This is a genomic window from Steroidobacter sp., assembly GCF_016790065.1.
GTDB lineage: Bacteria > Pseudomonadota > Gammaproteobacteria > Steroidobacterales > Steroidobacteraceae > Steroidobacter.
Genome location: NZ_JAEUPY010000673.1, coordinates 1 through 4,583, shown reverse-complemented (window position 1 = coordinate 4,583; position 4,583 = coordinate 1). Strand labels below are relative to the sequence as shown.

Below are 4,583 nucleotides of genomic sequence, written 5' to 3'. Positions count from 1 at the left end.
CTGCGCGCTCGCCACTGGCTCCGGCGTATCGACGAACGTCGGCGTCGATGCAGTCGTCGAGGTCGGTGCCGGCGAAGTCTCGCCACCCAACTCCGCTTCCACCGCCGCATCCGGCGTCACCGACAACATCGGGTCGCCCGGCTCGGACACCGTCGACCACAGCCACCATCCCATCAACAGCGCGATCAAGCCCACGCCCGACCACAATGGCCCGGCGAGCGACGGCCGTTCCATTCCTATCGAGCTGCCGACCGACGCCGACGTGGGCATCGGCAGCGCCACGTCCTGCTGGCCAGTCACCGCTTCGTAGCGTTGAATGATGAACTGCGGCGACAACCCGAGCAGCGCGGCGTATTGCCGCAAGTGCCCGCGTGCATATACCGGCACGCCCAATTCGTCGAAACGATTCGCTTCGATGGCATCCACGACCCGCACGTCCAGGTGCAGCTCTTCGGCGATGTGCAGCTTGGTGATCTCGCGACGCTCGCGTTCACGCCGCAACAATTCCCCGGGCGTCAGCGACTCGTTCAGCTCGGCAGAGCTGACCGGTGCGGTGTCGACCGCCGGACTGTCGCTACTGTCGGCTGCATTCATCCAGGATTCCGCTCGGACTCGATCAGCTCCTTGGTCTGTGCGGCCCTCGGATACTCGAGCTTCAAGCGCTCCGCATAATTCTTGGCGGCAGCGTCGTTACCCAGGCCGCGCTCGATGCGCACGCCCAGCCACAGCGACGCCGCGCTGGTCCGCCCGACGGCGGTGAACCGTTCGAGAAAACCGCGAGCGGACAAATAATTGGTTTGTTTGTATTGCAGGTCGGCCATCTGGTACAGCGCTTCGCTGAACTTCGGCCGCACCTGGATGGCCTTGCGCAAATTCTCTTCGGCACGTTTGACGTCGCCGCCGTTGCGGGCGCAGTTGGCCGCATTCAGATAGGCCACTTCCGGCGTGCGATACAACGGATTGCTGGCCGCGTCGATCATCATCTTCTCGCCGCGGTCGTGCTTGCCCTTCTGGCACAGGAACGCGCCATAGTTGTTTTGCAGCTCGGGATTTTTCGGATCCAGCGCCAGGCCTTTGGAGAAATACGTTTCGGCTTTGGCGCTTTCGCCGAGTCGCTCGTACAACATGCCGGCGGTGGTCTGCGCTTTGGCGTTGCGCGGATTCTGTTCGACGGCCTTGTCGATCTTTTCCTTGGCCAGCACCAGGTTGCCCTTGCGCAAAGCGTCAGTGCCGATTTCCAGATTGATCTCGGCGGCACGCTCGTTGTCGGGCTTGCCGAGCCTCTTGTCGGAGTTGCTCATGCAACCGGCAAGCGCGGCCGACATCACCCACAGGGCCACTGCCGAGCTTCTCATCATTGCACCGCCACTGAGATCAGCTTCGAACCCAGACGAACTGTCGTGCGGTCGTGGACGCGTCCCACCAACTGGCCGCAGGCGGCGTCGATATCGTCGCCGCGCGTGCGACGAGTGGTCGCGATCACGCCGTTCGTATTGAGAATGTCACGGAAGCGTTCGATAGCCGCGGCGCTGGAGCGCTTGTAGCGCGTGCCCGGAAACGGATTGAACGGAATCAGATTCAACTTGGCCGGTCGGCCTTTCAACAAGGCGACCAGCTCGTGGGCATGCTCGGGATGATCGTTCACACCATCCAGCATGACGTATTCGAAAGTGATGCTGCGGGCATTCTGTTTATTGACGTACACCCAGCACGCATCCAACAGCTCGGCGATCTTGTGCTTGCGATTGATGGGCACCAGTTCGTCGCGCAACGTGTCGTTCGGCGCGTGCAACGACACGGCCAGCGCACAGTTTGTTTCTTCAGCGAGCTTCAACATCTGCGGCACCAGGCCGGAGGTGCTCACCGTGACACGCCGACGCGAAATATCGAAGCCCAGATCATCCATCAGAATTTCAGTGGCAGGGATGACGTTGCGATAGTTCGCCAGCGGCTCGCCCATGCCCATGAACACGATGTTGGTGACGACCCGATCGCCACCGTGCTCATAACCCAGCTCTTTGTTCGCCAGCCACACCTGACCGACGATTTCGGCGGCGTTGAGATTCCGATTGAAGCCTTGCTGAGCAGTCGAGCAGAAGGTGCAGTCCATGGCACAACCCACCTGGCTCGAGATGCACAGCGTGCCGCGGCCAGGCTCGGGAATGAACACCATCTCGATGCCCTGCTTGATGCCCTCGCTGGTGTTCATGGCCAGCAGCCACTTACGGGTGCCGTCGGTGGACACCTGCGTCATGGTGATTTCGGGCACCGACACTTCGGCAATTTCGCTGAGCTTGGCGCGGAAGCTTTTCGCCAGATCGGTCATCTGTTCGAAATCGGCCACGTGGCGCTTGTACAGCCACTTCATCAGTTGCCGAGCGCGAAACGGCTTTTCGCCCATGTTCGCGACGAACGCCTCCAACTCGGTCCGAGTGAGACCAAGCAGGTTGGTTTTGGCGGGCGTCGCGTTCATGTGTATGTACGGGCGTACTTACTATTTTCAGCGCGTACGCGGGCAGAGTTCGGTGGCCGCGAAGAAGTATGCGATCTCGATTTTCGCATTGTCGAGGCTGTCCGAGCCGTGCACGGTGTTCTCGTCGATGCTGTTGGCCAGATCGGCGCGAATCGTGCCCTTATCGGCCTTCTTCGGGTCGGTAGCGCCCATCAGCTCGCGGTTCTTGGCCACTGCGTTTTCGCCTTCCAGCACCTGCAGGACCACCGGGCCGGAGATCATGAACTTGACCAGGTCCTTGAAGAACGGGCGTTCCTTGTGGACCGCGTAGAAACCCTCGGCCTGCGCCTGGGTCAGCTGCACCATCTTGGCGGCAATGATCTTCAGGCCCGCCTGCTCGAAGCGGCGATACACCTCACCGATCACGTTCTTTTGCACGCCGTCGGGTTTGACAATGGAAAAAGTGCGTTCGACCGCCATGGAATCGTCCCGTGTAATCAATGGATTGGAAAGGGTTTGCCAGACCGGGCCCGCGACCGTGTGGCCGGGCGGCGGCAATTGCGCGCGCGCAGTCTACCCGGCATGGCCGGGAGCAGCAAGAAAATGAATAGGGACGCGGAGTTAGGCTGCTGGACCAGCCACTTACACGGGGCCGTTACACGTTAAAGCTTTCGCCACAACCGCACTCGCCCTTGGATTGCGGATTCCGGAAGCGGAAGGCCTCGTTCAGGCCCTGCTTGACGAAGTCCACTTCGGTGCCGTTGATGTAGTCGAGGCTGTCGCGGTCGACGATGACCTTGACGCCCCGGTCCTCGAACACCACGTCGTTGGAGCCGACGTCATCGGCGTAATTCACCACGTAGGCGAACCCGGAACAGCCAGTCTTCTTGACTGCCAGGCGCAGCCCCACGCCATGTCCTCGGCGTGTGAGGAAAGACTGGACACGATCGGCGGCGGCAGGGGTCAGTGAGATACTCATGGCGGCTACAGGTTGATGGCGGCGGCCAGTTGAATCAAGTGCGAAGGCCATGCCAATTCATACGAATTGGTGGCGACCGGGACGCATTATGGAATGAGTCGGCCCCAAGCTTCACCTAGCGCGTGCACAGCGTCTTCCAGAATGAGAAGTCGCCCACGCTTTTCCTTCGGAAATTGCAGCTCCTGATCGGCGTCGCGCCAACGCCAGGCTCGTAACTCGCTGCGTGTCAGTCCTACCAATCGCTCGCTCAGCCAGGAACCGGCAGCGATGCAATGAGGGCAGCCATAAACTTCGAAACGCACCGCTTCGATTCGATCGTCGGCGATCCGCGCACTGAGAGCGAACACTGTGCCCTGCGCGATGCTGCCAGCCGCAGCCTGAACGACGCCCTCGCCCGCTGCGAAGTGTCCGCCATTGCGCGGACGTTCGAAGTGCTCGACGACGGCTGGGGAATAGCTAGGTTCCATGAGGCACGAGTGCGCGCAGCCTGCTCACTTCGCGGCTGACCGACGCTATCGCGCGATCCACGTCGTCTTCGGTCGTGAACCGGCCGAGGCTGAAGCGAATCGAGCTCTGCGCCAGCTGATCGGTGCGGCCCAAGGCCCGCAACACGTAAGACGCCTCGTCCGACCCCGACGCGCACGCCGAGCCCGACGACACCGCGAGATCGCGCAGCCCGAAGCGCAAGCTCTCGCCTTCGACGTTGTGGAAACAAACGTTCAGCACGCCGGCCACGCGCTCGGTGGGATGACCGTTCAGCTCGACGCCGCCGATGGCATTCAGACCCTGCCACAGCCGTTCACGAAGCACGGTGAGGCGAGCAACGTCTGCTTCGCGATCACGCTCGCCGAGTTCGAACGCCAGGCCCATGCCGACGATCTGATGGGTCGGCAGCGTGCCCGAACGCAGACCCGCCTCCTGCCCGCCGCCGTAGAACAGCGGCCGCAAGCCCAGCGGCGGCCGGCGACGCACATACAAAACGCCAATGCCCTTAGGGCCGTAAGCCTTGTGCGCCGTGAGTGACAACAAATCGATGTTCATCGTCTCGACGTTCAGCGGCAGCTTGCCGGCGCTTTGCGCAGCGTCGACATGGAACGGGATGTTTCGCTCGCGACAAATCGCGCCGATGGCGGCGACGTCCTGAATCACGCC

General features: G+C 61.8%; 7 protein-coding genes. All 7 read right to left on the bottom strand.

Going from position 1 to position 4,583, the window contains the following annotated elements:
• Positions 1 to 594 (bottom strand): helix-turn-helix domain-containing protein (locus JNL55_RS27805; protein WP_293862367.1); only part of this gene is annotated, 594 nt, incomplete at its 3' end.
• Positions 591 to 1,355: a type IV pilus biogenesis/stability protein PilW gene (pilW, locus tag JNL55_RS27800; protein ID WP_293862364.1), complete on the bottom strand. Its 765-nt coding sequence runs from the start codon at positions 1,353 to 1,355 to the stop codon at positions 591 to 593. The genes pilW and JNL55_RS27805, both read right to left, overlap by 4 nt.
• A complete protein-coding gene (gene rlmN, locus JNL55_RS27795; protein WP_293862361.1) occupies positions 1,355 to 2,473 on the bottom strand; it encodes a 23S rRNA (adenine(2503)-C(2))-methyltransferase RlmN in 1,119 nt (372 codons plus the stop codon). The genes pilW and rlmN overlap by 1 nt, the downstream gene beginning before the upstream one ends.
• A gap of 27 nt (positions 2,474 to 2,500) precedes the next feature.
• Positions 2,501 to 2,932 (bottom strand): nucleoside-diphosphate kinase, encoded by a 432-nt coding sequence (ndk, locus tag JNL55_RS27790; RefSeq protein WP_293862373.1) that lies wholly within the window; start codon positions 2,930 to 2,932, stop codon positions 2,501 to 2,503.
• A 175-nt stretch (positions 2,933 to 3,107) separates the two neighbouring features.
• Positions 3,108 to 3,431: a HesB/IscA family protein gene (locus JNL55_RS27785; protein ID WP_293862370.1), complete on the bottom strand. Its 324-nt coding sequence runs from the start codon at positions 3,429 to 3,431 to the stop codon at positions 3,108 to 3,110.
• Positions 3,432 to 3,517: 86 nt separating this feature from the next.
• Positions 3,518 to 3,898, bottom strand: a complete 381-nt coding sequence (locus JNL55_RS27780) for an iron-sulfur cluster assembly scaffold protein (RefSeq protein ID WP_293862358.1) — start codon at positions 3,896 to 3,898, stop codon at positions 3,518 to 3,520.
• On the bottom strand, positions 3,888 to 4,583 hold a 696-nt coding region (locus JNL55_RS27775; RefSeq protein WP_293862355.1), incomplete at its 5' end, for an aminotransferase class V-fold PLP-dependent enzyme. The genes JNL55_RS27775 and JNL55_RS27780, both read right to left, overlap by 11 nt.

Bases quoted from the DNA above. Each gene is read 5' to 3' on its own strand.
- pilW (WP_293862364.1), bottom strand. From the start codon at position 1,355: ATGAGAAGCTCGGCAGTGGCCCTGTGGGTGATGTCGGCCGCGCTTGCC.
- rlmN (WP_293862361.1), bottom strand. From the start codon at position 2,473: ATGAACGCGACGCCCGCCAAAACCAACCTGCTTGGTCTCACTCGGACC.
- ndk (WP_293862373.1), bottom strand. From the start codon at position 2,932: ATGGCGGTCGAACGCACTTTTTCCATTGTCAAACCCGACGGCGTGCAA.
- JNL55_RS27785 (WP_293862370.1), bottom strand. From the start codon at position 3,431: ATGAGTATCTCACTGACCCCTGCCGCCGCCGATCGTGTCCAGTCTTTC.
- JNL55_RS27780 (WP_293862358.1), bottom strand. From the start codon at position 3,898: ATGGAACCTAGCTATTCCCCAGCCGTCGTCGAGCACTTCGAACGTCCG.